A 26,401-nucleotide genomic window follows, 5' to 3' on the forward strand; every position below is an offset into this window, starting at 1 on the left:
CGGGCGTAGTGTCGGCGGGCGGAGGGGCACGCTGAACAGTAGCGCTTCCGGCGCTACCTGATTACGGTCCGATCTGGCGTTTTACGAGCCAGACCACCAGGGGCGGCAGAACCACCCATTGCAGTACCGGCGAAAGTCCCGTGCCAATCACGGGAATGACCGGCATATTGGATGCATAGGTCCACCTCTCGGCCACCACTGTCGCGTGCCATTCGAAGGCAACGGTTGTCAGAACGCCGACCAGGACGAACACGGCGACATGGGCGAAGCGAGGTCGGAGGATCCAGCCGCGGGTTTTCCACACGAGCGCGACGATCCAGAAACCAGCCAGGGCAATCAGTGCATCCCCGCCAGCGGCCCGCGTGCAGAACACGATCGCATCCCAGTGATTCGCGGTGGGCATGTCCCGGAAGAATGGGACTTGCAGAAACTCCCACGGATAGTTGAGCAGAAAGGCAAAGAGGGCAACGTTCAGCTCGGGGACCTCGAGAAGGCCCCGGCCCTGGTCGGTGGCGTTTCGCCTGTGCCTGGCCGACAACGTCTTCACCTCGCCTGCGATTGCGCTGGGGCCGCGTCCTCTCGGGTCGCTCGCAGGAAGACGAACTCCGAGAGCAGAATCGTCGCCATGACTGCCAACGCCACGAGCAGGACGAATGGATCGGTAGTGGCCTTCACCCAGACGAATCCTCCCAGCACGGCCAGGTCCAGGGCGATAGCGGTGACCACGATCCCCGGTTTCGCGCCGACGGCGTCTCGCAAGTGGCGCAACACGCCCCAGTGGATCGCGACGTCCATGATCAGATAGAAGATGATCCCCAGGGCCGCGATGCGGGTGAGATCGAAGAACGCGGTCAGGAACAGGCCCAGAACCACGGTATAAACAAGCGTATGCCGCTGGATCGTCCCGGGCATGTGGAAGTGGCGGTGTGGCACCAGCTTCATCTGGGTGAGCATCGCGAGCATGCGGGAGACTGCGAAGATGCTCGCGATGATGCCGCCTGCGGTGGCCAGAATAGCCAGGATCACCGTGAACCACACCGCGTACTCTCCAAGCGCCGGACGGGCCGCGGCCGCCAATGAATAGTTCCGCGTTGCGATGATCTCTTCGAGGGTCAGATTGCTCGCAACGGCGAAGCCGACCAGTGCGTAGATGACCACGCACAGCGCGATGGAGATGGTGATGGCGCGACCGACGTTGCGGTGGGGATCCTTGAGCTCCGCGCCACTGTTGGTGATGGTGGTGAAGCCCTTGAAGGCGAGAATCCCCAGTGCCGTGGCGCCGAGGAAACCGGCAACCGAGCCCTCGCCATCGGCTGGCGTGAAGTCCACCTCCACCGTCTCGGCCACCAGCACACCGACGACGCCGAACACCACGATGCCGCCGATCTTGATGACGCCCAGAACCGAGGCGACGCCCTCGATCAGGCGGTTGGCCGATAGATTGACGAGGAAAGCCGTGAGCAGCAGCCCCACGCCGAGGGCGGAGACGAGCCAGCTCGCGTCATCGACATCGAATAGCTGGAGCGTGTAGGAGCCAAACGTCCGCGCCAGAAAGCTCTGGGCGATGACCATGGAGAAGTACATCAACAGGGCGTGGAACGCCGTCGGCAGGGTACGGCCGTAGGCCTTTTCCAGGTACATCGCGATGCCGCCCGCCGATGGATACGAGGCCGACATCCGGACATAGGAGTAGGCGCTGAAAGCGACGATCAGCGCTGCGGAGAGAAAGGCCAGCGGAAACCAGGTGCCCGTCATCTGCGCCATCTGCCCGGTCAGCGCGAAGATGCCGGCGCCGATCATCACACCGGTCCCCAGGGCCACTGCGCCGGCCAGGGAGAGGCTGTTGGCCCGATATTTCGGAGATCGGTCCTCGATTGACTCCATGCCGGAACCTCTGTCTGCGTTCGGGGCGGTCGCAGCCGGGAGACGTTCTATGGCGCAGACTCCCAGGTGATCCAGGCTGCGCGCGACTCGCTTGATGGTGCCCGATTTCGTCCATCGGGCCGCCCGCGGTCACGCGCGGAAGCCGGTATCGGGCTCGGCAGTAACTTCAGTACCGGTCGTATACGTCCGGGGCGTCGGTGTTGGCGCCCAGACGATAGATGGTGAATGGTTCCTGCTTCTCGCCGCCCATGCCCGGTGAGCCTGCCGGCATCCCGGGCAGGGAGATGCCGCGGATCATCGGGCGCTCGTTGACCAGACTCTCGATCACGGACGCGGGCACATGTCCGATCACGGTGTACGGGCCGACCCTGGTGAGATGGCAGCTCGCCAAGGCGCGCTCGACGCGGGCTTCCCGGAAGATGCGGTCCATGCTGTCGTGATCGATCGTCTCCACGTCGAAGCCGCTGGCTTGCAGATGCTCCGCATACGCATCGCAGCAGCTACAGGTGGGGGTCTTATGCACGGTAGCCGCGACCGCTAGTGCGGCTCCGGGGAGCAGCAGTGCCGTGACCACGGCGAGTCGTCCAAGGTGGCGAATCATTCGTTGAGCCTCTTGATAGGTCGGGTTAACGCGCCAGGTCCTCTCGGCGTTGCTGATACTCATCGCGGTCGATCTCGCCCTTCGCATAGCGCTCATCCAGGATCTCCCGCGCACTGCGGCCGCGCTCACGGTCGCGCGCGGGCGGAAGCGCGCTGCTGCCGCCCAGCCCGCGCGCCAGCAAGGCGATGAGTCCGATCACCGCGCCGAGGACGAGCGCCATCACCAGTCCGCCGAGGAGCATGTGTCCCCAGCCGAAATGCGAGTCCCACATGCCGTGCATCCCGTCGTAGCGTTGTGCTGCCGCTGGCAGCGCAGCAAGCAGCCCGGCCGGGAGCAGGGGTGCGGCGTGGCGCCGCTTCATCATCGTCTGCCTCCCCGTCGGTCGGTGGGCTGAGCGCGGTCGCACGCCGCGCTCAGTCGACTGTCACACGCGAAGGGGTTACCGGCTCTGCGAGCCATGTTGCCCCTGCTGCTGACCCATTGGGCTGCCATTGCCCGGCATGTTCTGGCTCCCGGGCATACCCCGGCCTCCCTGCCGATACTCGTGCATGCGCTGGCGCTGCTCTTCGGTGAGCATGTCCTGAATGGCGTTCCGCATGCGGACCCGCTCGGCCATCATCTCGCCGCGAATATCCGCCATGCGCCCGTGCAGTTCCCGGACGGCCTCGGGGTCGGGTCGCTGCTCGGCCATGAGGGCGTGCATTTCATCGCGCAGGTCCAGCATGTCGGCCATGCGGGTGAGCTGTTCCCGGCGGAATTCACTGCGGCGCTCGCGCATCCGTTCCTGCTGCTCGTCCTCGAGCTCGAGGCCGGACATCATGCCCGCGCCGGGACCCGATAGGCCCATGCCCATGCCGGGCATGCCCATACCGCCTCCCTGCATCATGCCCATGCCATGCTCGTGCATGTCCGGCATGCCGTAGTAGCCGCCCATCATTGGGCCATAGCCGCCATGCATCATTGCGCCCACCATGGGGCAGTTCTCCATCATGCCCTGGCTCTGGGCGCCCCCGGGCATGCCGCCACCCATCATGCCGTGGGCGCTGGCGGTCCCCACGGCACCCGCTGAGAGGAGCAGGGAGAGGCCGAGCGCTGCCTTGTACGTGCGATTGGCTATCATCGTGATATCTCCTCAGTCGCGCGCTCCGGTCGGGTCAGAAGATCAGGCGGACAGGAGCGTGAGCACCTTTGATGCTAGTGGATGAATCCTCCGACGCCCTGACCGGGATCAACCCGGCGGCCCTGCGGGCGTGCCGCCGAGCGGCTAGCCATTGATGAGGATCTCCCCGCGCATGCCGGCCTTGTAGTGGCCAGGCACGTTGCAGGCGAACTCGAGCTCATCGGCCTCCGCGAACTGCCAGACCAGCTCTTTCGTCTGCCCCGGCTCGAGCATTACGGCGTTGCGGTCGTCATGGCCGTGCGTGCCGCCCTCGGCCATCATCTGGCGCATTTTCTTCCGATGGGCGCGCTTGAGCAGCGCCGAGTTGCCGATGACCGACAGCGAGCTCGCTGTCATGGCGATGACGCCGATCATGGGATGCAGTAAGCCGATGGCCGCAATGGAGATGGCGGCGACGTTGTAGCCCCATGCCCAGAAGAGATTCTGGACAATCTTGCGGAAGGTCAGCCGCGAGAGATTGACCGCCTCCACCACCTTCGTGAGCTCGCCGCGGACCAGGGTCACGTCGGCGGCCTCGATAGCGACGTCGGCCCCGGCCCCGATGGCGATGCCCACGTTTGCCTGCTTCAGCACCTTGGTTCGCAGCACGGGCATGGGGTCAAGTCTTGACATGAGAGCCCTCTCGAATGCGGTGAGCTAAAGGCTTGAGTCAAGAAGAGAAGATGATGGGGTCGCGTCTTGACATATGACATCAGCGCGAATGTGGAGGCGGAGGCCGAGCGAGTTCAGACGGTTCGGTCGACTCGATCACGTTGTGGCCGCTATTGGCCGGGCGGCGTCGCCCGGGTGGTGCAGCCGGAGGGGAGATCCTACAGGTTAGGGGGAGAGGCGGGAGATGGCGAGTTTGGGGCCGTCTGTGGGCGCGCCCTCGCGCTCTTGGGCTGGCTGGGTCGGACGCCGGCATGGGTGGCTTCTCGGAGGCGCTCTGTGGTCGAGCGCACTGGAGCACTGGCTACCGCGGTCGCTCGCCCCGGCGCGGAACCGGGCGCGCCCGCGGGGGCTACACTGAGCGGCGGTGGAGTGCGTTCCCGCGCCGGGGGGGGAGGGAGTCAGGATGCAGCCGAGAATCAGCATGATTACCCTCGGCGTCAGGGACCTGGAAGCATCGGTCCGGTTCTACGAGCACGGGCTTGGGCTGCCGAGGATGGACTCACCGCCGGAAGTGGCCTTCTTCACGCTGAACGGCAGCTGGCTGGCGCTCTACGGCCGCGAGGCGCTGGCGGAGGATGCGGGGATCGCGCCGGAGGGCAGCGGCTTTGCCGGCATTGCAATCGCTCACAACGTGAAGTCCGAGGCGGCGGTGGACGAGGTCATAGAGCAGGCCGCCGCGGCCGGCGCCAGGCTCGTGAGGGCGCCCCGAAAGGTCTTCTGGGGCGGCTACTCTGGCTACTTCGCCGATCCCGACGGCTACCTTTGGGAGGTCGCCCACAATCCCCTGTTCTGGATCGGGCCCAAGGACGAAGATGCGTGACGAGCAGGGACTCCGGCCCGGTCGCCGTCACTGGTCGATCTCCGGGGGAGCACCGTCATTGGAGCCGCAGTAATGGGGGCAGGGCAGCCGATGGTCATTGTCACCGGCGGAAGCCGGGGAATCGGTGCGGCTACCGCGCGCCTGGCGGCGCGGCGCGGTTATGCGGTCTGCATCAACTATCACCGCAATCGCGAGGCGGCCGAGGGAGTGGTCGACGAGATCACGGCCAACGGCGGGCAGGCGCGGGCGTTCGCGGCGGATGTGGCCTCCGAGGCCGATGTGCAGGCTCTGTTCGAGCAGGCGGAAGAGGCGCTCGGGCCGGTTGCCGCCCTGGTCAACAATGCCGGCGTGCTCGAGCAGCAGTGCCGCGTGGAGAACATCGATGCCGCGCGGCTGACCAGGATACTCGCGACCAACGTGACCGGCGCGTTCCTCTGCTGCCGGGAAGCGGTGCGGCGCATGTCGACGAGGCACGGCGGTCAGGGGGGTGCCATCGTGAACGTCTCCTCGGCGGCCTCGCGTCTGGGGGCGGCCGGAGAGTACGTCGACTACGCGGCATCCAAAGGGGCAATGGACACCTTGACCATCGGCCTGTCCCGTGAGGTTGCAGGCGAGGGGATCCGGGTCAACGCCGTGCGTCCGGCATTCATATACACCGACATGCACGCCGACGGCGGAGAGCCGGGCAGGGTCGATCGCCTGAAGGCATCTTTGCCCATGCAGCGCGGTGGGCAGCCGGAAGAGGTCGCCAGCGCCATCGTTTGGCTGCTGTCAGACGAAGCTTCCTACGCAACCGGGAGTTTCATCGAGTTGGCGGGTGGCAGGTAGCGACCCGAAGCTGCCACTCGACAATGCCAGGAGACGTGGGGTGACCGGTGGGCACTGGACGGCTACGGGATCTATAAACCGGGACTAAATGGCCAGCATGAATTCAGGGAAGCATAGAGTGTCTACGCCAAGCAGGACATGCCAGACCAACACAATGCGCGTGGATCCGGGCGGCGCGTCTACCGTGTTATGTATCGGGAACGCTTACTCGGTATCCGTGTCGGCAACCTAATTCGGCGTTAAAGGCGAAAAGCGGGCAAATGGAGCCAATCTTCTATCAAGAGATGAGGTCTGGTGAGGAGGCTGCCGTTTGTGACTTGGTGGCGCATGTGTTCAATGAATTGGTGGCGCCAGACTTCGAGCAAGAAGGGGTAGAGGAGTTCTTCCGTTTTGCGAACCCAACCGCACTGGCGGAGCGTATGCGTTCTGGTGGATTTGTGTTGGTCGCTAGGCAGTCGGGAAGCCTGGTGGGTGCTCTTGAGTTCGCGATGCCAGACCGTATCGCAATGTTATTCGTGATGCAGCGAAGGCGAGGCATTGCTAAGGAGTTGGTAGCTCGTGCTATCGAGAAAGCCAGATCTGAAAGTCCGACTTTATTGAAGGTTTCCGTTCATTCATCACCTTACGCCGAAGAATCATATCAAAGGATGGGATTTCGGCAAATCAGTAATGAAACGAGTGAGCACGGAATCCGATATATACCAATGGAATTGCCGTTGGAGAGAAGAAACGCCTAGCAATCGCACGCACGCGGACGGCAAAGCCCGGCTCTCCCCGTTCCTCGTCGCTCCGCTTTTTGCTGCCGGTGGTGCGAAGCGTTATGCCAGATGAGGGAGGGGGAAGTTTCCCCTTTGCACGGTGGACCGAGCGGGGACCCTTATTGAAGGGCATGTGTGCTCCTTGGTGAAGCACGCTGACGTGAATCCGCATGTCCTTGCAGCACACGTCGATGAGTTGTTTCCCGAAGGGGTTTCTGCACACGGGGAAAGATACTTTCTACGAAACGAAGCGCAAGCGCTTATCGTTAGCCCGATGCTTGAGCTTCTTTTCGAGCAGGTGCATAGGGCGGCATACGCCGAGCGCGCGTCCCGGCTGCAAAGCATGTTCGCAGTAGAAACGCTTGCCGAAGCCCGTCGGTTCCAGGCCCAGTACGGTGGTGCCGCAATTTACAAGGTGAGTGCCGAGATGGCCTTTCGTGGTGATCGAACCTCTTACACGCAGGCAACTCGATTCTGGTAACTTCGTGGTTTACGCACCGATACTGGAAGGGCGAGGCCGGACCGGAAGGCCCATTCTGGGAGTGGCTCTTGAAGTGCCCGGTCCAGGTGGGTGAGCGAGTGGTATGACAAGTCCATCGAGCGGGCGGTCGAACAGCTAACGCTATTCGCCCGCCGCTCATGTCCAGCGTTATGCGGTTACCCAACGAATGCGGCGCGTCATGGGTATCGGGTGCTGCAATTAAGGATGGGAACTGAGCGGTGACCGCCCGCTTTTGGCCGAAACCGTGTACTGGTCTGTTCAAGGAAAGGAGGCCGCCGGCCGTCGGGGCAGACCGTCGGTGGACGCGAGGTCTCAAACGCGTGGGCAGGGGGATGGTTACTCGATCCCTGGGGGGCGGGCACCAGAATCGGTCAGGAGAGCGTGAAGGTGGTCGGGCCGAGGGGAAACGCCACGCTCTTCCGGTTGTCAGCGAGTGTTGTCAGGAATCAATGCCTTGCAGCAACGCTGCGGGGAGAACATGTGCTGACGGATGTGGGAGAGGGTTGGAGTTCTGGAGGGTAGACGGCGTCTGGATCATGGCTGGCGGAGCAGAAGGAGAGCCGGATCGAGGAAGGGCACCTGATGCCCGATCATTTGCACATGATGATCTCGAGCCCGCCGAAGTATGTGGTCTAGCAGGTGATCCGCGAGTACATTCGGCACCAAGAGGCGGTTGATCGCAGGATCGATCAGCTGAACCTGGTATAGGGCTGCCCCGTTCAGGGGGCGCAAGGGGGCGCGCAGCGCGCCCGTTACGTCGCTTTGAGCGGCTCACAATTCTCCGGATGCCCCGGCTTCGCCGGGGGAGCCGTCACTCGCTATGGCGGCTAATGACCTTGAGCCTCGAACTGCTCGATCGCTTCGACGACGTGGGTGGCGTACATGAGTGCGGGGCCGCCACCCATCAAGACGGCAACGCCGAGGGCTTCATGGATTTCTTCAGATGTCGCACCGGCCTGAAGTGCATCATGCGTATGAAAGCAGATGCAGCCGTCGCAGCGGGAGGCGACCGCGACCGACAGTGCAATCAGTTCCTTGACCTTGCTTGAAAGCGCACCGTCCTCATGGCCTGCCTTGTGAAGCGCCATGAAGGCTTGCATTGTGTTGGATTGGCTCTCGCCGTATTTACTCATGTACTCGTTGATGTGTGCGAGCTGCTCCGGGAAAGACATCGCGTTCGGGTTTGGTGCTGCCATGATCCGCTCCGCATGCTGGGTCTTCGAAGAGGTTAAATTTCGTTAAGGGTAGCTCCGGCGTGGTGCTGACCTCTTGGTATTCGTCAGCGTTCTTGACGTGAGCATCTGACCTGCCCATCCGACATATGCGCTATGCACTTTGGCCGGGACCGAACTGCGGGTTGCCTCCGTGAGTTAAACTGAACTGGCCGTTTACGTTCAGGCCGCCTGCCGCAGGTTCTCCTCCACCCACCGGATCAGCCTCCCCAGGTCCATGATGCCCGACTGCCGCGCCAATTCGCGGCCGCTATGGAACAGTGCCAGGGTGGGGATGCTGCGTATGTGATGCTCAGCGGCCGCCTGCGGCGCCTGTTCGGTATTCAGTTTGATCAATCGCACATTGGGTTCGAGCCGTTCCGCTGCCTGCTCGAACACGGGTGCGAAGACCTTGCACGGCGCACACCAGGGGGCCCAGAAATCCACCAATACGGGGATGTCGTTGCGGTTGAGATGGCGGGCGAAAGCCTCCGCATCCGCAGCGGCCGGCTGGCCGACAAACAGGCTCTCATGGCAGCGCCCGCAGCGCGGACGGTCAGTCATGCGCTCGTGCAGGAGGCGATTTATGCTGGCGCAATGGGGGCAGACCACGTGGAGGACTCGGCTCATGGCTGCGGTTCCTGTGAGTCACTGACCCTGCTAACTCTGCCAGAAGTGGCTTGTCGCCAATTGACCCCGATCACGTCCGAACAGTGTCGTGATGCCTGAGCCCTCCCCGACCGTCTCAACTACTCCGGGTTCGGTTTGGCGCCGAGCAGGGCAGAGAGGTCCATGCCCAGTCCCTTCAAACGCTTGCGCTGCTCCTGTAACAAGATGCGATCCCGCTCGTCACCCGGGTGGGCCACGCCCGCCGAATACGCCCGGCGATTGCCGCTTTCAGCGTGCCCGGGAGGTGTGGAAGAGGCCGGATCATCCAGCTGAGGGAGATCCAAACAGGGGAAGTGTCTCAGAGTCCAACAACCTTGATTTCCAGCAACACGAGACGCGTCGATCTCTACAAAGATAGAGACGACAGATCAGCCGGGCAGGCAATCCATGGAGTTCAAAGATTATTACAAGGTCCTGGGCGTCTCCCGGGACGCGTCCCAGGATGAGATCAAACGCGCCTATCGCAAGCTGGCCCGCAAGTATCACCCGGATGTGAGTGAAGAAGCCGACGCCGAGCAGCGCTTCAAGGAAGTCGGCGAGGCCTACGAAGTTCTGAAGGATCCAGAGAAGCGCAAGGCCTACGATCAGCTGGGTAGCGGCTATCGAGAAGGGCAGGACTTCCGCCCGCCGCCCGGCTGGGAGCAGGATTTCGACTTCAGTGGTGGCGGTTTTACCGACGCTGAGGGCTTCAGCGATTTCTTCGAGTCGATCTTCGGCCGCGGCGTGGGCCGCGCTGGCGGCGGGTTCCGGCGCAGCGACGTGCACATGAAGGGCGAGGATCAGGTCGCGCGCATCCAGATCAGCCTGGAGGACGCCTTCCACGGCGCCACGAGGGGCATCACCCTGCCCCGGCACGAAGTGGACGCGCAGGGTCGTGTGATAACACGGCATAAGACGCTAAACGTGCATATCCCCAAGGGGATCACAGAGGGGCGATGGATCCGCCTCGCCGGGCAGGGCGGCCCGGGGATGGGCGGCGCACCGGCCGGGGATCTCTACCTGGAGGTCACGTTCCGGCCGCACCCGACCTTCCACGCGGAGGGCAGAGACATATTCGTGACGCTACCCATCACCCCCTGGGAGGCGGCGTTGGGCGCGAAGGTCAAGGTGCCGACTCTGAGCGGGCCCGTGGATCTGCAGATCCCCGCCGGCTCGGATTCGGGGCGTAAGCTGCGCCTGAAAGAACGCGGCTTGCCCGGCGATCCGCGGGGCGATCAGTACGTGGAGCTGCGCGTGGTCGTGCCGAAGCCGGAGAATGATCGCCAGAAGGAACTCTATCGGGAGTTGGCGGAGCAGACCTCAACGAACCCGCGCAAGGCAATGGGGTTTTGATATGGGCAAGGAAATTACGGCCGTACATGGCACGGTGCTCGACGAAAGCATCAGGCTGAGCCTGGGCGAGCTCTGCCGCAGCTGTGCCGTCAGCGCGGAGTTCATCATCGAAATGGTGGAAGAGGGCGTGGTCGAGCCCAGTGGCGAGCGACCGGAACAGTGGCGTTTTTCCGGTAACTCGGTCCGGCGCGTGCAGCGGGCGGTGCGCCTGAGCCGTGACTTGCGCGTGAACCTTCCCGGCGTGGCGCTGGCACTGGACTTGATGGACGAGTTGGAGAAACTGCGCCGGCAACAGCGCCGGTATTCGCGATTCGCGGAAAAGGAGTGAGGCGAAATGGATAACCTCAGCGGGTGGCATAAAGGCCTCTCCCGCGCTTGGGATCAGTTAACCGAGGGTTGGCAGGAATTGCGCGAGCGCGCCAGTCATGCGCTTACCCGGTTCTATCCCAGGCGTACGGGTAACGAGGTGGAAACGGTTTCCGACCAGTTGACCCATTATGGCCCCGGTTGGGGCATGTTGGCCGCGGAGGTCAATGATGACGGCAGCACCATCGAAGTACGTCTGGAAGTCCCGGGCATGGAGCCCGACGGTTTTGATCTGCATGTGAACGACGATCTGCTGATCATCCGCGGCGAGAAACATGCCGAGCGCGAGGGTGAGCAGGGACGCTTCTACCTCATGGAGCGGGCCTATGGTCGTTTCGAACGGGTCGTCCCGCTGCCGGCGGCCGTCGATGACTCCAGGGCCAAGGCGACATACCGCCGGGGGGTGCTCACGGTCAGACTGCCCAAGGTTTCCGGAAGCGTGGCCCGGCGGATCGAGGTGAACCGGGGATGAGAATTTGCGCGTAGGTACGAGGGAACCATTCGGCGTGTCTTTCCCTGCCTGATCGAATCGCCTCAGCGGACGCTGAGGACGTAGGGACGGGGCCATCGGAACAGCGCAGGAAAGCGATATGTGGCCTCGGATGCGCGCACTATCGCGCTTGCGCTCCGATGGAGTGCCGGGTTAGCGCTTGGATGAGGGATCAGTCCTCCCCGCCTAGCGCCCAGGCCGCGGGGGACTCGCACAGCGGGAGGTCCAGCGGCGGACGGCTGGCCTCGAGCTGTTTGCGCGCCGCCTGGAGGGCACCGCGCACGCCTTCCTCCACCACCGGGTGGTAGAAGGGCATTTGCAATACCTCGTCCACGGTGAGCCGCTGCTGCACCACCCAGGCCAGCAGGTGGGCGATGTGCTCGCCGTCGGGAATGGCCATCTCCGCGCCGAGCAGCCGGCCATCCTCGCGGGCGGCGTAGACGCGCAGCTGCCCGGTGTTGCGTCCGGCCATCAAGGCCCGCGCCTGGCGGGAGAAGTCCGCGTCGCCGGCCACGAAGGCACCCTCCGGCAGCTGGGCATGGCCGAGGCCGACCCGCGCCGCGTTGGGCTCGCTGAAGACGATGGCCAGCGGCGCCCGGCGGCCGATGCACTCGGCGTTCGGGTGGAGGGCGTGGTAGGCGGCGATGCGTCCCTCGTCCGCGCCCTCGTGCATAAGCGGCTGGGCGGCGTTGACGTCCCCGGCGATGTAGACGGGCAGATCCCCGAGGCGCAGCGTCCGGGGGTCGAAGTCGGGGATCCCGCGCTCGTTGGTGGCCACGCCCAGCGCTTCCAGGCCCAGGCCCTCCAGGTTGGGCCGCCGGCCGAGGGAGGCGAGCACCCAGTCCACCTCCCGGCTCTCGCCGCCGGCATGCACCTGCACGGCTTTACCGCCGGCATCCGCCAGCTCCACGTTCGCTCCGGTGCGGATCTCCATGGACTGGGAGAGGGCGGCGAGCATGGCCTCGTTCACTGCGGGGTCGGAGAGGCCCGCGACGAATGGTGCCCGGGTGTAGCCGTGAACCTCCAGGCCCAGCTGCCCGAGGGCCTGGCCAAGCTCCGCGCCGATGGCGCCGAGGCCCACCACCGCCACCCGCGGGCCGAGCGTGCGCTGCTCGAAGAACTCATCGGTGGTGACCACGCGATCCCCCAGGGCCTGCCACGGTTCCGGCACCACGGGGCGGCTACCGGTGGCGATGATCACGGCCCCGGCTTCGACGCGGTTCTCGCCCACCTCCAGGGTATGGGCGTCCAGGAACCGGGGCCGGCCGCGGAGGCTGCGCTCCCCGAGGGACTTGGCAAGCTGGATGGGCCCGGCGATGAACCGGTCGCGGAGTGCGCGGACCCTTTCCATCACTGTGGGAATGTCCACGGACAGGGCCTCCGTGCCCCGAATCCCCGCCTCTGCCAGGAACCGCCGGCTCGCATAGCCGTGGGCGGCGGCGAGCAGCGCCTTGGAGGGCATGCAGCCGACGCGGGCACAGGTGGTCCCATAGGGGCCGTAATTGATCAGCACCACGTCGTCGGTGTGACGCTGCGCCTCCTTTAGCGCGGTGAGGCCAGCGGTACCGGCCCCGATGATGGCGAGCCTTGCTTTGTGCTTCATGGTTTCCCGATTCCTGCGTGTCCTGGAGGTGCGATCGTCTCGAATTCTGCTGCCCCTTGCGGGTGGGCTCGGCTATTTGCCAGCGCACGGAACCCGCGGGCGCTCCCGCGGTGGGGTTATTACGGCGCCGACTGCTCGTCATGTAAGTTCCCGCCGACATCGTCCAGGAATGCGTGGAACGCCGGCAGCACGAACACCACCAATACCGTGCTGGTGAGCAGGCCGAAGAGCACGCACACCACTGGGATTTTGATCCCGTCCGTCTGGGTTGTGGTCTCGAGCAGGATTGGCAACAGTCCGGAGATGGTGGTTGACGGGGAGATAAGGATCGCGGCAGGCGCTCGCGGCTGGCCCAGCCGGCGGCTGCGGCCGCACAGGTGCACCCTTGCCATCATAGTTGGATCGGCTACCACGGCGGTGAGCCGGTGGGGCCGGTCGGCCCCAGGGGCCTCGAATGCAGCGGCTCCAGCGCGAGCCCCCAGACGCGCCACCACCCGGTCATACTTGGCCACCAAGTGCTGTTCATCTTCGACCCCAACCACGACGTTGGCCGCCTCTCGCCACCACCGCCGTGGTTCCGTAGCTGGCCGGCCGCAGCAGTCTCTGTCTGCTGCGCCACCGGGCGAGGTGGGCACGGCGGGAGTCCGCTGAAGCATAGTCATGGATTCGACTGGCGTTGGGAGCGCGTCGGGGTGGCGCGCCGCCCGGCGGGGGCGAGGAGCATCTGGCCGATCAGCAGCGGCACCAGGCTGACCGCAAGCAGCAGGCCCCATCCGGCCAGGGGGAGCCTCTCGGTCTCGAGCACCGCCGAGAGTCCGGGGACATAGAGCGCGGCCGCGAGGAGCGCGGCACAGAGCGCAATGGCAGCCCAGATCCAGGGGTTGCCGAGCACCTCGTTGTGCAGCAGCCGCGAGCCCCGCTCGCGCAGATTGAACACGAACCAGAGCTTGGTGAAGCCGAGGGTCAGGAACGAGACCGTGACCGCGCCGGTTTCGCTGAGGCCGAGATACGCCAGCGCCACGAACAGCGCGCCGAGGATGCAGGCGGCGATCAGCAGGCTCCAGGCCGTGATTGCCAGCCAGTGCCGGCGCGTAAGCACCGGCTCCTCGGGGTCCCGGGGCGGCTGGTCCATGATGCTGGCCGGTCCGCGGCCGACGCCCAGCGCCAGGGCCGGGAAGACGTCGGTCAGCACGTTCAGGTAGAGGATCTGCAGCGGGCGCAGGGGCAGGGGCGCGCCCAGCACCGTTGCCAGGGCAACGCTCACGACCTCGGCGAAGTTCGTGCAGAGCATGAACATCACCGCCTTGCGGATGTTGCCAAAGATGACCCGGCCCTGCTCCACGGCGGCCACGATGCTCGGGAAGCGGTCGTCCTGAAGGATGATGTCCGCCACCTGCTGCGCAGCGTCGGTGCCGCGCCGGCCCATGGCCACTCCAATGTCGGCCTTCTTCAGCGCCGGTGCGTCGTTGACGCCGTCGCCGGTCATGGCGACGACCTCGCCGCGGTGCTGGAAGATCTCCACCAGGCGCAGCTTCTGCTCCGGCGTCACCCGCGCGAACACCTGCGTGCGCGTCACCTGCTCCTGCTCCGCCTCGGACATCTCCTCGAGGGGGCGCAGGTCGCTGCCGTGCATGACCTGGAGCTCGGCGTCCTCCGCGATCCCCACCTGCCCGGCGATGGCACGGGCAGTGGCGGGCTGGTCACCGGTCACCATGACCACCCGCAGCCCCGCGCGGCGGCAGGCGGCGATGGAGGCTCGGACCTCCTGGCGCGGCGGGTCCAGGAGGCCCACCAGCCCCACCAGCCGCAGTCCCGTGAAAGCCGGGGCGTCCGCATCGTCAACGGTCTTGTCGGCCATCATCAGCAGGCGCAGGCCACCGCGGGCGAGAGCGTCGATGCGCGCGTGCCAGGCCTCGCGCCCGGCATCGTCCAGCGGGACCTCCCCGCTGTCCGTGGCGACGCGGTCGCAGGCATCGAGCACGGCGGCGGGCGCGCCCTTGACCGCAACCTCCACCTGTCCCTCGCCCTGGTGGTAGGTCGCCATCATCATGACGTCCGGATCGAAGGCGATCTCGCGCAGCTCGGTGTGCTCGGCGAGCACCTCCGGCCGGCGCAGACCCATGCCGGTGCCGGCCTCCAGCAGGGCCAGCTCGGTCGGGTCGCCGCGCGGCTTGCCGTCGTCACTGTCCTCGGCGAGTGCGGCGTTGCTGCAGAGCGTGCCGATCTCCACGAGGCGTCGGGCGAGCGGGTCCGCTGCGGCAATCCCCTCCGGCGCCTCCGGCGTGGGCTCGTCTGCCTCGGATGTGCCGGCTTCCGCGCCGGCGACGCAGTGATCGCCGCTGGCAGTGACCAGCCGCCGCAGCGTCATCCGGTTTTCCGTCAGAGTGCCGGTCTTGTCGGTGAAGATGACCTGCGTCGCGCCGAGGGTCTCCACCGCGGACAGCCGGTTGACCAGTGCCTGGTGGCCCGCCATCAGCCACATGCCGCGGGCCAGGGCCAGCGTCGAGACGATGGGCAGACCCTCCGGGATGGCCGCGACGCCGAGGGCGATGGCGGTCTCGATCATGAGCACCGGATCGCGGCCGGCGGCGAGACCGCTGCCGCCGACGACCGCCGCCACGCCGATGACGATCCAGGCCAGACGCTGACCCAGCCGGTTGAGGCGCTGCTCGAGTGGCGTTGCCTGCTGCGTGGCCTGCTCCGCGAGCTCGGCGATGCGGCCGAGCTCGGTGCCCATGCCGGTGGCGACCGCGATGCCGGTGCCGGCGCCCTGGGTCACGGTGGTGCCCTTGTAGAGCATGCCGTGGCGCTCGGCGAGCGGGGTGTCCCGCGCGACCGCTCCGGTCTGCTTGTCCACGGGCACGGACTCGCCGGTCAGTGACGCCTCGTTCGCCTGCAGGCCCTCCACGTCGATAAGTCGCAGATCGGCCGGGACCAGATCGCCCTCGGTCAGCAGGATCACGTCGCCGGGCACGAGGGCCTCCACGGAGACATCCCTCTCACGTCCGTCGCGGCGCACCCGGGTCCGGCGCCGCCGCAGGCGCTGCAGCGCTTCCATGGAGCGCACGGCCCGCCATTCCGAGATGAAGCCGATGGCGGTGTTGACCAAGACCACGGCGAAGACGGCGATACCCTCGGCCAAGTGCCCCAGCGTCAGGGCGAGCGCGCCGGCGGCGAAGAGCACGAGGATGACGACGCTCTCGAACTGGCGGAGCAGGATGCGCAGCGGCGAGCGCCGGTTGATCTGGCGTAGGCGGTTGTGGCCGTAGGCGGTCCGACGGCGCCGTACCTCCGCCTCGCCGAGGCCCTCATCCGGAACCACCGAAAGCCGCTGGCAGAGGTCGTCCGGGGACAAGGCCCACCACTGCCGGTCGGCGCCATTGGCGGCCTTGGTGGTGTCTGGAGCGTTCTGCGGCGTACCGGTGGATGGCTGCACGCACTGCCTCCCTGGTTCGGTTCTGGCGTTTCGGGGCCGGCAGGCGACGGGGCCGCTACTGCGCCCCGGGCCGGGCGTTCCCGAGCGCGACAAGCCGGGCGTGGACGCTGTCAACGATCTTCCCCGGGTCGTCGCCATACTCGTCCGCGTCGATGGGTTCCCCAATCCGGACGCATGCGCGCGCGGGTCGCGGAAGCAGCCGGCCCGGTGGCAGCGCTTCCCGCGTGCCTCCGATCCATACCGGTATGACCGGGACCGGCTGGACCCGCAGCAGTACACCGATGCCTGGTCGCAGCGGCTGCAACGCGCCGTCCGGTGAGCGCTGACCCTCCGGGAACCACACCAGGCTGCTGCCGCGCCGCAGGCAGGCCACGGCCAGGGCCAGGCTGCTGCGCGGCGCAGCGCCGGGATCGATCGGCAACACGCCGGCCTGGCGGCTGAACCAGCGGCGCAACCGGCTGGAGAAGAGCACCCCGGTCCACGCCGCCCAGCGGAGCGAGGCCGGCGAGTGACCCCGCAGGGCCTCAAGCAGCACCAGCGGGTCGAGGGCGCTCAGATGTCGCGGCGCAATGAGATAGGGGCCCCCGGGGGGCAGGCTGCCGCGTACCTCGATGCGCAGAAACGACCGCAGGCCGAGGCGGACAAATCCCGCGACCAGTGGCGCCAGCGCGCGGCGCAGGGCGCCCGGTTCCGCCAGCAGCGCCGTCTCCTCAGGGCGGAGGACGCGCTCCGGGTCGGCGATCTCCTCCACCAGAGGCCGGCCGCTGCCGGCCGTGCCGGTGGCGCCGGCCGCCTCCCCGAGCAGATCGCGCACGGTTTCGACGCGGGCGATGGCGGCGTTGTCCAGGTCGATGCCGGCCCGGTCGGAGAGGGCCAGGGTGAGATCGACCCAGCTGAGGGAGTCGAGCCCCAGATCCTGGGCAAGCCGGGTGTCCGGGGTGAGGTGATGCTCCGGGAAGCGCTCGCAGAGATAGCGCCAGGTCTGCGCCGCCGCGGGATCCGAGAGCAGCTGACGGTCCTCCGGCGCCATCCGCTCCGGCGCCAGCGGCCCGGCGTCGGGGGCCGCCGCCCGATCGGCGTCCCCGAGACGCTGGAACAGCTCGCGGAGCTTGTGGCGGCGCAGCTTGCCGAGCCGGGTGCGGGGCAGGGGATCCGGCGTCACGCGCAGCAGCCCCGGACGGTGGTGGCTTGGCAGGTCGGCGAGTGTCCGGCTCAGGGCCGCGCTGATCCGCCCCCGCAGCTCGGCCGCCGACAGTCCGCGCACGACGCCCGGCTCCGGCACCACCACTGCTGCGAGCCGACCCTGGTCGGCGATCACCCCTGCCTCGCGGACCTCGGCGGCGGCAGCGATGGCCTTCTCGACCCGCTCGGGATCGACGTTCTCACCCCCGGCGAGCACGATCATCGCGGACCGGCGGCCGGCCAAGTGCAGATAGCCGTCGGCGTCCAGCCAGCCGCGGTCCCCGGTCCGGAACCAGCCCTCGGGGGTAAACGCCGCGGCGGTCTTCTCCGGGAGATTCCAGTAGCCGGCGAAGACGTTGGGGCCGCGCGCCAGCACCTCGCCGGAGCCGTCTTCGGCGCGCGGCTCACCGATGGTGAGCTCGACGCCGGGAAGCGGCATGCCCGCACACTCCAGGCGCAGCCGGTCGGGCGGGTTGTAGGTGAGGATCGGCGAGGTCTCGGTGAGCCCGTAGCCGGTCGCCACCTCCCAGCCCAGGCCCTGCAGCCGCCGGCCCAGCCCGGGGTCAAGGGCCGCACCGCCGACCACCACCAGGCGGAGGCTGGGTGCGAGGCGGCGGTGCAACCCGGCAAACAGCCGTCGGCCTGCCGGCAGGCCGATTCGGCGGGTGAGCTGCGAGACCTGCAGCAGCCCGTGGAAGAGGCCGGCGGCCATGCGGCCGCGCGCCGTCACCCGGGCCTCGAGCCCGCTCCACAGCGCCTCGGCGAGGCGCGGGACGCCCAGCATCACCGTCGGCCGCCCGATCTGCAGGGCGCGCAGAATCTGCGGGCCCACGAGGGAAAAGGGCACGATGATCGGGGCGCCCAGGGTGAGCGACGTCAGGATACCGAGGGTGAACGGGTAGACGTGATGGAACGGCAGCGGCACGAGCACGCGGTCCCGGGCATCTGCGAGGCCCTGCGCGCAGAGGGCCTCGACGTTGCTGGCCAGGTTGGCGTGGGTCAGGGGTACGCCCTTGGGCGGGCCGGTGGTGCCGGAGGTGTAGAAGATCGCCGCCGGCGTGTCGGGTGCCGTGGCGGGTATGGCCGGTTGCTTACCGAACAGTGCCAGCCAGCTGTCGGCTGCAGCGTCGTCGCCATCCAGGTGGTAGACGGAGGCATTGCTGCCATCCGCCGGCAGGCGGGCGCGCAGCCCGGTCGTGGTGAGGACGATATGCGGGGCGCAGTCCGCGAGCACGTGGACCAGATCCTCCCGGGGCATCTGGGTATCCAGGGGAACCAGCACGCCGCCGGCGGAGATCACGCCAAGGGCCGCCACGATCCAATGGGTGTCGTTCGGCGCGAGCAGGACGACGCGCCCGCCGCGATGCTGGCCGCTGGCCTGCAGGCCAGCGGCCAGCCGCCCGATCGAGTCGGTGAGGCTCGCGCGGGTCGTCGTGGCGGCGGCATCGCGTTGCAGCTCAATGACGGCGGAGTGATCGCCCGCGATGCGCTGGGCCTGTAGCAGCTCCGGCACCGTCGCGGCGCCCGACGCCGCGCCATCCCGGGGCGCGCCCGTGGCGCTGGCCTTGTAAGCGCCGGTTGTCACCGGGTTCGCCTGCCCGCAGGGGCGCGCACTTCGGTGGGATCGTGCTCCATCGTCATGATGCGTGCAGTCTCTCAGTCATGAGCCGGGAGGCGGTTGATGGCCGTCAACCAGGACGGCCCCGCGATCCGCGAGACTCGATCTCAGTGGGGGTCAGCAGGATCGCTGGACACGCTGAGATATTCGCTTTGCTGGTACTTGGATGCGGCGGCCTTGGAGTAATGCCGCCATCCGCGGTGCAGTCAGAGCCTAACCGGCGCAGCAGAGCTTCTCGGATCTGGAGTATGCCGCCAGGCGCAATGTGACCCGTCGCGACCGAGGCGACCACGCCCTTGGCGGCGCTGGTCCCGGCGCTCGAGGGCTACTCCCCGAAAGACGGCGGGCGGGGTCGGCCTCCGATCGGTCTGGAGCGGATGCTGCGCATGTACATCGCCCAGCAGTGCTTCGGTCTCGCGCACGAGCGCACCGAGGATGCGATCTACACAGGTGTGGCCGTCGGTGCTCGTGTCACGTCTGCCGTACTCCGCCCCACCTTGCACTGCCCGTGCTGGGGGCGCCGGTCGAGCTTCACGGCGATCAGACTCGCTGGTGATCTCCCCGGGCGAGGGCAGTCCTGCATTGCATACATAGCTGCCCGTTGACTTCGGTCAGACGCACTCTGAACGCACGATGTTAAGAATACTGCTCGATGCCGTGTTCATCGCCAGGCCCTGCTGACGCAGCGCTATTCGGAGGCTTAGATGCAACAATCAAGCGAGGCGAGGCAAAGCCGCGCGTTCGGGACCACACAGCCTGAGGTGGCTTCCGCATCGGAATATGGAACGCGTCCGCAGGCACCGTCACCTCGGGCGCCCGCAATGGCAGCACGGGTGCATGCCCGTCGCCGACCGGCCGGAGGCTGTGAGGCGGATGCGCTCCAGGATCTGTTCACCCTGATAAATCGCACTTCCCATGCCACGCTCGGGCGATTCACCGGAGGTGTTTCCCCGGTTTCGATCGTGCAGGCTTATGCGGATTGGGCCTCGCACCTCGGAATCTCTCCCGGCAAACAGGCCTTGCTGGCCACGAAACTGGGAGAGCAGGCACGACGACTCTGGACCTACGCCCCGAGGGCAACCGGTGGCGGGGAATGCGAGCGGTGCATCGAGCCACTCCCCAATGATCACCGCTTCGATGATGAGCAGTGGCAGCGGTGGCCTTACAACCTCATCCACCAGTCGTTCCTGCTCGGTCAGCAGTGGTGGCATAACGCGACGGTGGGCGTGGACGGGGTGTCTCCCCACCATGAGGATGTTGTCAATTTCGTTACCCGGCAGCTGCTCGATGTCTGTGCGCCCAGCAACTCCCCGCTGACGAACCCAAAAGTAGCCGAGCAGACGTTCAGGACCGGCGGGGCAAACTTCATCGATGGTGGCCTCAATTTTCTCGAAGATCTGCGCCGCGGCGCCCTGGGCGAGCCGCCGGCCGGGGCCGAGCATTTCCGGCCCGGCGAGCATGTCGCCTTAACGCCCGGCAAGGTTATTCACCGTAATCGACTTATCGAGGTTATCCAGTACAGCCCCGCCACGGACGAGGTCCAGGCGGAGCCGGTGCTCGTCATCCCGGCATGGATCATGAAGTACTACATTCTGGACCTCTCACCGGAGAACTCCCTGGTTCGATGGCTGGTTGAGCAAGGGCACACCGTATTCATGCTCTCCTGGAAAAACCCTGGCTCCGAGGACCGGGACCTGGGAATGGAGGACTACCGCCAACTCGGCGTCATGGAGGCGCTGGACGCGGTGAACGCAGTACTGCCGGAAAGGAAAGTGCATGCCGTTGGCTACTGCCTGGGTGGCACGCTGCTGTCCATAGCGGCGGCGGCCATGGCGCGGGCGAATGACCATCGGCTGGCAACCCTGACGCTTTTTGCCTCGGAAACGGACTTCGAGGAGCCCGGGGAACTGGAGCTCTTCATCGACGACAGCCAGGTGAGCTTCCTGGAAGATCTCATGTGGCAGCAGGGCTATCTGGACAAGTGGCAGATGCGGGGCGCGTTCGTGTTCCTGCGCTCCAATGATCTGATCTGGTCTGTATCGGTGAAGTCCTACCTGATGGGCGAGAAGCTGCCGATGATGGATCTGATGGCCTGGAGCACGGATGCCACCCGTTTGCCTTATCGGATGCATTCGGAATATCTGCGCTACCTCTACCTGGACAACGCCCTGGCAGAAGGGCAGTACTACGTCGGTGAGCATCCCGTGCTGCTGAGCGATATCAGTACCCCCATGTTCGTGGTAGGCACACGTACCGACCATATCGCCCCATGGCGCTCTGTCTACAAGATCCACCTCCTTGCCGGCGGTGATGTCACGTTCCTGCTCACGAGCGGGGGACACAACGCCGGGGTCATCAGTGAGCCGGGTCACCGGGGCCGTGTCTACCAGGTCGCCGATAAGCCTGCCGGCGCACCTTACGTGGACGCGCAGAACTGGTATGACGAGGTGCCGGAGCGCGAAGGATCCTGGTGGCCGGAGTGGCAGGCGTGGCTCGTCGAGCATTCCAGTGGCGCGAGCGGGCCTCCCGGCATGGGCGCGCCTGATGCGGGCTACACGCCCTTGGAGGACGCCCCCGGAAACTACGTGCTCCAATCATGACGGCGACCTAGACGCGGCACTCCCCATTACAGGGCGTTGTGGCCCGGAGTAACGCCGATCGTGACCCACACTTGTGCTCTGGTCGGTGCCATTGCGTGCGATCGCCGGCGGCAGCAGGTTCACCGTCGGGCCGGCCGAGCATGGAAATGGCTAACAGCCCTTGGGGAAGCAGTTGAGCGAACGCGACACGCGTAATGCAGCGGCCGACGGGCGGGGAGGTGGTACCAGGCCAACGGCGGACGAGGGCAGTAGTACTCCCGAGGCAGAGCGGGGGGCTACGAGAGCGTGGCATGCTCTGGACGTCGACGAGGTTCTGAATGGATTGGCCAGCGCGCATGAAGGGCTAAGCGCTGCGGAAGCCGAGCGACGTCTGGAGCGATACGGGCACAACAAGCTGCCGCGCAAGCAGCAGGCGTCGTGGTGGCAACGCCTGCTAGATCAGTTCAACAACATCCTGATTATCATCCTGCTGATTGCTGGCGCCATCAGCGTTGCTCTTGGCGCCTTCGTTGATGCGGGCGCCATCTTCGGCGTGGTGCTGATCAACGCCGCCATCGGCTATCTCCAAGAGGGGCGAGCCGAGAAGGCGCTCCAGAGCATCAGGGGCATGCTCTCGCCGCGAGCCACTGTACGTCGCCAAGGCCAGCGTCGCGGCATCCCTGCGGCGGAGGTGGTGCCAGGGGATATCGTGATCGTGGAAAGCGGGGATCGCGTGCCCGCGGACCTACGGCTGGTGGCCCTGTCTTCGCTGCGGACCCAGGAAGCGGCGCTGAGCGGCGAGTCGACGCCAGTCGACAAGTCAACGGCGCCCGTGATGGCAGATACGGATCTGGCTGAGCGACACTGCATGGCCTATGCCGGCACTCTCGTCGCGCAGGGCCGAGGCGAAGGGGTGGTCGTCGCCACGGGCGCCGCCACTGAGATCGGGCACATCTCCCGGATGATCGGGGAGGTGGAACAGGTCCAGACCCCCCTGCTGCGTCAGCTGGATCGTTTCGGCAAGCGCCTGGCGGTCATCATCCTGATGCTCGCGGCGGCCATGGCTGCGTTTGGTGTCTTTGTTCATGGCCAGAACTGGGAGCAGATGTTCTTCGCCGCGGTCGGTCTCGCGGTCGCGGCGATTCCACAGGGGCTGCCGGCCGTCATCAGCGTCACGCTCGCACTCGGCGTGCAGGCGATGGCCAGGCGCAACGCCATTATCCGGCGGCTGCCGGCTGTCGAGACGCTGGGCTGCATCTCGGCCATCTTCACCGACAAGACCGGCACGCTCACCCGGAACGAGATGACTGTGACCGCGATCGTCCTGGCGAACCGGTCGATCGAGGTCAGGGGCGTTGGCTACGCGCCGGAGGGTTCGTTCCGCGCCGGGGATGATGCGCTCGATGAGCCCGCCAGTGAGCCTGTGTTGCGCCGATGCCTTGAAGCCGGCGTGCTCTGCAATGAAGCGACAGTTTCAATGGACGGGCAGGAGAGCTGGCGCGTGCACGGGGACCCCACGGAAGGGGCATTGATTGTGGTAGCGGCGAAGGCCGGCCTCGACGCGGAGGCGGTCAGGCGAAGACACCGGCGACTGGATGTCATGCCCTTCGAATCCGAGCGCAAGTATATGGTCACCCTCGATCGAATGGATGATGGCAGCCTCATGGTTCATGCCAAGGGCGCGCCGGATGTGTTGCTCGAGATGTGCGACCGCGTCCGGGCTGAGGATGGTTATGACGAGCTCAATCGCGAGGACTGGCATGAGCGCATCGATAAGCTCTCCTCGGCTGGCCTGCGGGTGCTTGCGCTCGCGGAGAAGCCCGGCAAGGAGGGAGTAGCTCTGGGTGCTCCGGAGCAGACGGGTGGCTTTGCGTTGCTGGGGATTATGGGGCTGATTGATCCGCCTCGGGAGGATGCTGCGCGAGCCGTGGAGAGCTGCCGCAAGGCGGGTATTCGAACCAAGATGGTGACGGGGGATCACGCTCGCACAGCGAGCGCTATTGCCGAGACTCTTGGCCTGACGCAGGGGCGGCAGGTCGTCACCGGCAAGGAGCTCGAGGGAATGGAGGACGCCGAGCTACGGCAGCGCGTACAGGAGGTGGACGTGTTCGCCCGGGCGTCGCCGGAACATAAGCTGCGCCTGGTTATGTCGGTCCAGGCTGGTGGCATGGTGTGCGCAATGACCGGTGACGGCGTGAACGATGCGCCGGCGTTACGGCGCGCGGACGTCGGGGTCGCCATGGGGATCAACGGCACCGAGGCCTCGAAGGAGGCCGCGGAAATGGTATTGGCCGATGACAACTTCGCTACCATCGTCAGTGCGGTCGAGGAAGGGCGCAAGGTCTATGACAACATCAAGAAGACCGTTGCCTTTCTCCTGCCGACCAACGGCGGCGAGAGCCTTGCGATCCTCGTCGCTGTGCTAAGCGGTGCCACGCTGCCAATCACGCCGCTGCAGATCCTGTGGGTGAACATGGTGACCGCGGTAACCCTGGGCCTTGCGCTGGCCTTTGAGCCGGGAGAGGCTGACGTGATGCGGCGACCGCCGCGGGACCCCGATGCGCCGATTCTCGACCTGTTCCTGATCTGGCGGGTATTGTTCGTATCCGCGCTCCTCGTGGTTTCAGTCTACGGGGTGTTCCTATGGGCGCTCGCCTCCGGGACTGATATCTCCGCGGCACGCTCTGCGGCGGTGAATACGCTGGTGGTCGGCGAGATCGTGTATCTGCTTAGCATTCGCCGCCTGACTGGCCGCTCGCTGTCATTTGACGGGCTCTTCGGCAGCCGGCCCGCGCTCATCGCGATCGCGCTCGTAGTTCTCGTGCAAATGGCGTGGACTTACATACCGTCCTTACAGCTGCTATTCGGCAGTGCGTTCCTGACTGCGAATGACTGGATAATAATTGGTGTGATCGGGCTGGCGATCTTCCTGGCACTCGAGGTAGAGAAGAGCCTTTGGCGGTATTTCAGCCGGGCGATTTAGTTGGCCGCCCACACGTTTGCTCCAGCCCGTCGAAGACGCGACAAGGCCAAAGCCATGCCAGCATCCGCTTTCCGCTACGGCGGATAATGGCTAGGGGGCGGTTCGAGGGAGCGTTCCCCTAGGTCGCTGCCTCGGTATGGCCATGGCGCGCCTGCTCCTGGTAAATGGCAAGCGTGTGCTCCGCGAGCATGCGTTCCTCATCCGTGGGTATTACCCACCCGCGCACGGCGCTGTCCGGAGTTGTAATCGCAGCATCATTGCGCTCATTAGCCCTTGGCTCCAGGCGCAGGCCGAGCCAGGTTAGGCCCTCGGCGATACGCCTGCGAATCTCCGGTGCATGCTCACCGACGCCGGCGGTGAATATCAGCGCGTCGAGCCCGCCGAGCGCGGCGGTCAGCGAGCCGATTTCTCGCACTGCCCGGTAGACGAACAGATCAATGGCCTCGCGCGCTGCCGGGCTATCGCTGTTCAGCAGCTCACGCATATTGTCGCTGACCCCGGAGACCCCATAGATGCCGCTTTGGTGGTTGAGAAGGTCCTCTACCTCTTCGACCGAAAAGCCGAGGCTGCCTATAAGGTGGAGCACGATACCGGGATCCAGGGCGCCGCTGCGCCGACCCATGGGAAGGCCATCCAGAGTGGTAAAGCCCATCGTTGTCGCCACGCTGCGCCCCGCCTGCAACGCGCAAAGGCTCGCGCCATGACCAAGGTGCGCGACAATGGTGCGCCCACGGGCGGCGGCCGCGTCGTAACCGGGAAGGACGCGCGCGATGTATTCGTAGGAAAGCCCGTGGAATCCATAGCGGATTATTCCCTCGTCCCGATACCGCCGCGGGAGCGCATACCACTGGGCAACGGGGGGCTGGGTGCGGTGAAAGGCGGTATCGAAGCAGGCTACCTGCAGGAGCTCCGGTCGGGACGCGTAGAGGCGCTTTGCCGGCATGAGATTGTGAGGCTGGTGTTTTGGGGCCAGGGGCTCGAGCGCGGCCAGGCGTGCGAGGACCTCGGCATCGATAGCCACGGGGCCACTAAAATGCATCCCCCCGTGAACGACACGATGTCCGACGGCCGAAATGCCGCCGAAATCGGCGGCGTACTCCGCTAGCCAATCGAGCAAACGCTCGAGGATTGTCTCGGGGTCAATCTCATGCGCGCCGAATTGCGGGCCCGCCAGGCGTGCGCCGTCGCCGTTTACCGCAAGGCATGATGGCGCGTCAGGGAGACCGGTAACGTCGACCTCGAGCAAACGCATGAGGTCTTCGCCGTCGCCTCCTTGTGAGAAGACCGCGCATTTGATGCTGGAGGAGCCTGCGTTGAGAGCGAGGATAGTCCTCGCCCCGATGTTGGTACTCATGCCTTCATTGCGCCTTGCGCTCGCCTCGGAATCAGGGTGCTCCGCGCATCCGCCGGGCACGCAATCAGCCGTCATGATCTTCAATCCTCGACATGGCACAAGCCGCACTCGGCGGGCACGTGCAAAGATGCGGCCTTGCTGTGGTCAGGCCTTCTTTCCAATGAGGCGGTTCACGGGAAACCTGGCGGATTCCATTCCTCCATCATCTTGAGGCGTGCAGCCTCGAGGCGCTCGGACATCAGAGACGAGAACCGCTTGAGCACGCGGTACCCGAAATCGGGGTCCCGCTCGCACTCTATCCCGGCGGCGGGACCATACCTACAGGGTAAGTCCATTCTCCGCCGGGCGTTGTTG

21 protein-coding genes and 3 pseudogenes are annotated in these 26,401 nt (G+C 66.0%); 11 read left to right on the forward strand and 13 right to left on the reverse strand.

All coding sequences use genetic code 11. The features are described from left to right. Positions 1 to 61 precede the first annotated feature (61 nt). The 6 genes and pseudogenes from LMH63_RS05835 to LMH63_RS05860 all read right to left on the reverse strand — a co-directional run. Complete coding sequence (locus LMH63_RS05835; protein ID WP_373317911.1) at positions 62 to 547, reverse strand: hypothetical protein; 486 nt, start codon at positions 545 to 547, stop codon at positions 62 to 64. Next, positions 544 to 1,800, reverse strand: a complete 1,257-nt coding sequence (locus tag LMH63_RS05840) for an APC family permease (protein ID WP_229332735.1) — start codon at positions 1,798 to 1,800, stop codon at positions 544 to 546. The genes LMH63_RS05835 and LMH63_RS05840 overlap by 4 nt, the downstream gene beginning before the upstream one ends. 250 nt (positions 1,801 to 2,050) lie before the next feature. Continuing rightward, on the reverse strand, positions 2,051 to 2,485 hold the full coding sequence (locus tag LMH63_RS05845) for a DUF411 domain-containing protein (RefSeq protein ID WP_158280296.1): 435 nt from the start codon (positions 2,483 to 2,485) through the stop codon (positions 2,051 to 2,053). A gap of 25 nt (positions 2,486 to 2,510) precedes the next feature. After that, complete coding sequence (locus LMH63_RS05850; protein WP_229332736.1) at positions 2,511 to 2,849, reverse strand: SHOCT domain-containing protein; 339 nt, start codon at positions 2,847 to 2,849, stop codon at positions 2,511 to 2,513. A gap of 75 nt (positions 2,850 to 2,924) precedes the next feature. Next, complete coding sequence (locus LMH63_RS05855; RefSeq protein WP_109676545.1) at positions 2,925 to 3,605, reverse strand: Spy/CpxP family protein refolding chaperone; 681 nt, start codon at positions 3,603 to 3,605, stop codon at positions 2,925 to 2,927. Between the two features lie 342 nt (positions 3,606 to 3,947). Next, positions 3,948 to 4,235 (reverse strand): annotated as a pseudogene (locus tag LMH63_RS05860) (heavy metal translocating P-type ATPase); the annotation flags it as partial. A 484-nt stretch (positions 4,236 to 4,719) separates the two neighbouring features. Here LMH63_RS05860 and LMH63_RS05865 point away from each other — a divergent pair. The 5 genes and pseudogenes from LMH63_RS05865 to LMH63_RS19480 all read left to right on the forward strand — a co-directional run. Further along, complete coding sequence (locus tag LMH63_RS05865) at positions 4,720 to 5,136, forward strand: VOC family protein (protein ID WP_109676543.1); 417 nt, start codon at positions 4,720 to 4,722, stop codon at positions 5,134 to 5,136. Between the two features lie 90 nt (positions 5,137 to 5,226). Further along, on the forward strand, positions 5,227 to 5,964 hold the full coding sequence (locus LMH63_RS05870; RefSeq protein WP_229332737.1) for an SDR family oxidoreductase: 738 nt from the start codon (positions 5,227 to 5,229) through the stop codon (positions 5,962 to 5,964). A gap of 260 nt (positions 5,965 to 6,224) precedes the next feature. Continuing rightward, entirely contained in the window at positions 6,225 to 6,701 is a 477-nt protein-coding gene (locus LMH63_RS05875) for a GNAT family N-acetyltransferase (protein WP_109678240.1), read from the forward strand. A gap of 166 nt (positions 6,702 to 6,867) precedes the next feature. Continuing rightward, positions 6,868 to 7,203, forward strand: a complete 336-nt coding sequence (locus tag LMH63_RS05880; RefSeq protein ID WP_158280351.1) for a hypothetical protein — start codon at positions 6,868 to 6,870, stop codon at positions 7,201 to 7,203. A gap of 561 nt (positions 7,204 to 7,764) precedes the next feature. Further along, positions 7,765 to 7,857: pseudogene (locus LMH63_RS19480) on the forward strand (transposase); the annotation flags it as partial. A gap of 194 nt (positions 7,858 to 8,051) precedes the next feature. Here LMH63_RS19480 and LMH63_RS05890 read toward each other — a convergent pair. Together LMH63_RS05890 and trxC are read right to left on the reverse strand one after the other, a co-directional pair. Beyond that, a complete protein-coding gene (locus LMH63_RS05890; RefSeq protein ID WP_199225644.1) occupies positions 8,052 to 8,420 on the reverse strand; it encodes a carboxymuconolactone decarboxylase family protein in 369 nt (122 codons plus the stop codon). Positions 8,421 to 8,618: 198 nt separating this feature from the next. Further along, positions 8,619 to 9,065 (reverse strand): thioredoxin TrxC, encoded by a 447-nt coding sequence (gene trxC / locus LMH63_RS05895; RefSeq protein WP_109678238.1) that lies wholly within the window; start codon positions 9,063 to 9,065, stop codon positions 8,619 to 8,621. A gap of 426 nt (positions 9,066 to 9,491) precedes the next feature. Between trxC and LMH63_RS05900 the strand changes: the two genes are divergently transcribed. From LMH63_RS05900 to LMH63_RS05910, 3 genes are read left to right on the forward strand one after another with little or no spacing between them, the layout of a single operon-like run. After that, positions 9,492 to 10,436 carry a DnaJ C-terminal domain-containing protein gene (locus LMH63_RS05900; protein WP_109678236.1) on the forward strand — a complete coding sequence of 315 codons (945 nt, stop codon included), beginning with the start codon at positions 9,492 to 9,494 and terminating at the stop codon, positions 10,434 to 10,436. Position 10,437: 1 nt separating this feature from the next. Continuing rightward, on the forward strand, positions 10,438 to 10,764 hold the full coding sequence (locus LMH63_RS05905) for a chaperone modulator CbpM (protein WP_109678234.1): 327 nt from the start codon (positions 10,438 to 10,440) through the stop codon (positions 10,762 to 10,764). Between the two features lie 6 nt (positions 10,765 to 10,770). After that, positions 10,771 to 11,274, forward strand: coding sequence for an Hsp20/alpha crystallin family protein (locus tag LMH63_RS05910; RefSeq protein WP_109678232.1), 504 nt, complete (start codon positions 10,771 to 10,773; stop codon positions 11,272 to 11,274). A gap of 190 nt (positions 11,275 to 11,464) precedes the next feature. On the opposite strand, the gene LMH63_RS05915 is transcribed toward LMH63_RS05910, so the two are convergent. From LMH63_RS05915 to LMH63_RS05930, 4 genes are all read right to left on the reverse strand, one after another. Beyond that, positions 11,465 to 12,895, reverse strand: a complete 1,431-nt coding sequence (locus tag LMH63_RS05915; RefSeq protein WP_109678230.1) for a dihydrolipoyl dehydrogenase — start codon at positions 12,893 to 12,895, stop codon at positions 11,465 to 11,467. A 119-nt stretch (positions 12,896 to 13,014) separates the two neighbouring features. After that, a complete protein-coding gene (locus LMH63_RS05920) occupies positions 13,015 to 13,437 on the reverse strand; it encodes a hypothetical protein (protein WP_109678228.1) in 423 nt (140 codons plus the stop codon). A 116-nt stretch (positions 13,438 to 13,553) separates the two neighbouring features. Further along, positions 13,554 to 16,331 carry a cation-translocating P-type ATPase gene (locus LMH63_RS05925; protein ID WP_199225643.1) on the reverse strand — a complete coding sequence of 926 codons (2,778 nt, stop codon included), beginning with the start codon at positions 16,329 to 16,331 and terminating at the stop codon, positions 13,554 to 13,556. Positions 16,332 to 16,386: 55 nt separating this feature from the next. Next, complete coding sequence (locus LMH63_RS05930) at positions 16,387 to 19,026, reverse strand: AMP-binding protein (RefSeq protein WP_229332781.1); 2,640 nt, start codon at positions 19,024 to 19,026, stop codon at positions 16,387 to 16,389. Positions 19,027 to 19,372: 346 nt separating this feature from the next. Here LMH63_RS05930 and LMH63_RS05935 point away from each other — a divergent pair. The 3 genes and pseudogenes from LMH63_RS05935 to LMH63_RS05945 form a co-directional block, all read left to right on the forward strand. Next, positions 19,373 to 19,592, forward strand: a pseudogene (locus tag LMH63_RS05935) (transposase); the annotation flags it as partial. A 360-nt stretch (positions 19,593 to 19,952) separates the two neighbouring features. After that, entirely contained in the window at positions 19,953 to 21,731 is a 1,779-nt protein-coding gene (locus tag LMH63_RS05940; protein WP_109678224.1) for a PHA/PHB synthase family protein, read from the forward strand. Between the two features lie 313 nt (positions 21,732 to 22,044). After that, positions 22,045 to 24,693 carry a cation-translocating P-type ATPase gene (locus tag LMH63_RS05945; RefSeq protein WP_373317932.1) on the forward strand — a complete coding sequence of 883 codons (2,649 nt, stop codon included), beginning with the start codon at positions 22,045 to 22,047 and terminating at the stop codon, positions 24,691 to 24,693. Between the two features lie 118 nt (positions 24,694 to 24,811). Here the strand turns inward: LMH63_RS05945 and LMH63_RS05950 are convergent, their stop codons facing one another. After that, positions 24,812 to 26,122 (reverse strand): acetate/propionate family kinase, encoded by a 1,311-nt coding sequence (locus LMH63_RS05950; RefSeq protein WP_229332739.1) that lies wholly within the window; start codon positions 26,120 to 26,122, stop codon positions 24,812 to 24,814. Positions 26,123 to 26,401 lie beyond the last annotated feature (279 nt).

Source organism: Spiribacter halobius, assembly GCF_020883455.1.
GTDB lineage: Bacteria > Pseudomonadota > Gammaproteobacteria > Nitrococcales > Nitrococcaceae > Sediminicurvatus > Sediminicurvatus halobius.